The following is a 2447-nucleotide window of genomic DNA, read 5'->3' as shown; positions in this document are numbered from 1 at the left end:
CGAGTTCCTGGTAGGTGGCGTTGCGCCGTAGCCGGCACAGGGCCAACCGCAGGGCGCCGACGAGATCGAGATCGCGGGGACGGCCCTGGGCGCGGTGCCAGTCGGGGAAGTGCCGCTCGGCCATCGCGNCGACGACGTCGGCAGCTTTCAGGCTCAGCCCGGGAAGTCGATACACTGGAGGCACCCTCTTCGTGGTCGATGTGTTTTCTTTGGTAAGACTCACATTCCACGAAGAGGGCCTCTCATGCCCATGGCAGGTTGGATTTCCTGAAGTGCCGGGCGGAACGCGGGAGAATTCCCGGTTCGCTGTCGGTCGGGCTGTTTCGATCGGGTTGTCCGCTCCCCGTGCTGGCGGGAACCGATACGGGGCCTGACCGAACCAGCCGGATATCCGTTCCGAAATCGACTATGACAAGTTTCCGAAAAACTCCCGGGAGCCGCTCCTCCGCGAATCTTGCGGTTGCGCTGATCGACGAGGCCGAACGCCCTGTTTCTCGCATGCCGCTGCCGCCTGTCATGTGCTCGCCGCAGAAACCCGAACGGGCTGACACCGGTTATGGTGTGAGAGCGGATTCCCGTCCTCGGACCGCGTCCGCTCTCCACGCCCACTCCTTGCGGGAGATCCAGCGCATCGCCGGCTGCTCGACCAGTGTGAACGTCAGCCAGGACAGCACCAGGACTATCACGAAAGCAATGGCCGCCAGTCCGCCTACCTCCCAGGCGGGCCATCGTGCACTGGCGCCCAGGGCGCGATGTCCGAAGCTGAGGACGAGTCTGTGCCACAGGTAGAAAGCGAAGGAGATCTCACCCAGGTGGACCATGACGCGGCTGCGTAGAAATGTGGGACGATCACCGAGATCGCGAACGGCGACCGCCGGTATCACGAGGGCCAGAGGTATGACCGTCACCGCTACCACGCTGTAAATTGTGGGCGCCTCGGGAGCAAGCGCGTACGCCCCGAGAGTCAGCATCACGACAGCGGTCAGTGGCAACCTGACCCATCTGCCGCTCGACAGGATGCATGCCATCAACATCCCAAGAACAAACTCGGGCAATCTGGCCGGCGGGAATACATAGACGAACCAGAATTCGTACGTGGAGACCGACCCTGCCCAGGGGAGAGCCGGTTTGGATGGCAGGATGAGCCGCCCGATCAGGGGCATACACCAGACCAGCCCCGCAACGGCGCCAGCCCAGTACCACAGGAGGTTCACCGGTATACTTCTGATCGCCCGGAGAAGGAAGGGGAAGCAGAGGTAGAAGAAAAGCTCACAGGACAGGGACCAGGCTACAGGATTGGCGCTGGTCTCGATGTCGCCCTGGGGGAACCAGGACTGCACGAGAAAGAGACCGGGGAGACATCTCCAGTCCCCGAGCGATACTCCGGCGACCAAGGAACATACTATTGCCGCGACATAGGTGAGAAGATGATTTGGAAATACCTTCGTCAGCCTCCTCTCCCAGATCCTACCGACCCTGATCTGCAGTAAGTAGTCGGAAGTCGCGTGGGGGAATGCTGACGGGCGGTGTCACCGGGTGTGACACCGCTGGAGTCGGGCTGGCGTGGCTGGGTCAGCCGGGAGGCTTCCTCCAGCGGGCGAGGTCGTCGGGGTTGGCAGCCCAGGGCAGGAACCGGTCGAGGTCCGTCCCGGTGGGTGCTCTGGCGCCGGCGCGACCGCAGGCGTCGAGGTAGTCGGCCAGGTAGGTCAGTGGGTTGAGGCCGTGCAGGTCGGCGGTCGCGGTGACGGTGAAGATCGTGGCGGCGCGGCGGGCGGCGTCGTCGGTGCGGGAGCCGCCGGTGTTCCGCCGTGTGATCACCGGTTTGCGGATGATCCTCTCGGCCGGGTTGTTGTCCAGACCGATCATGGGATGGTTGCGGTGGGCGACCAGCCCGGTCCACTCCCGGTCCATCGTGGCCAGCGCCCTGCGCGCGGGTTCGGGCAGGCCGGGGGACGCCATGTGCTCGCGGCGGGCGGTGTCGATCGCGTCGATCGCGCGGTCCCAACCGGTGTAGGCGGTCGCGAGACGCCGCTCGGCCGGCGGGCTCGGGGCCGTGATCGCCGCCTGCCAGGCGGCGGCGAGTTCGGCGTGCGCCGCGTAGAGCGCGGCGATCCGCTCGCGCCACTGCCGGGCCCAGATCCCCAGCTGCGCGGGGTTCGCGTCGCCCGCGCGCAGGAAGTACCGCCGGACGTGGACCCAGCAGAACAGGTTGACGATCCCGTCCGCCTTCGCCCCCGCGGACGCGTAGACGGCGTAGAAGTCCGAGGAGATCACCAGCCGGCGCGGGCCGCCGGCGCCGTCGTCGCCCGTCAGCTGCCCGGTCTCGGCATCGATCCCGACATGGTCGGCGAGCACCGCGGCCGAGCGGGTCGGGTCCATCACGAAACACACCGAGTCCGGCCCCAGGAACACCCACAGCCACCAGCGCGCCGAGCCGTCCCCGCCGG

2 protein-coding genes are annotated in these 2447 nt (G+C 66.5%); both read right to left on the bottom strand.

The annotated features are described in order from the left end of the window. Positions 1–554: 554 nt before the first annotated feature. Positions 555–1466 (bottom strand): acyltransferase, encoded by a 912-nt coding sequence (locus BMG523DRAFT_RS22135; protein ID WP_255353913.1) that lies wholly within the window; start codon positions 1464–1466, stop codon positions 555–557. Positions 1467–1572: 106 nt separating this feature from the next. Beyond that, the coding region (locus tag BMG523DRAFT_RS22130; protein WP_043592308.1) for a transposase at positions 1573–2447 on the bottom strand (875 nt) is incomplete at its 5' end.

The sequence above is a fragment of the Frankia sp. BMG5.23 genome, from assembly GCF_000685765.2.
GTDB classification, from domain to species: domain Bacteria; phylum Actinomycetota; class Actinomycetes; order Frankiales; family Frankiaceae; genus Frankia; species Frankia casuarinae.
Note: the sequence above shows the minus strand (reverse complement) of the source record. Positions and strands in the feature narration are given on the sequence as shown.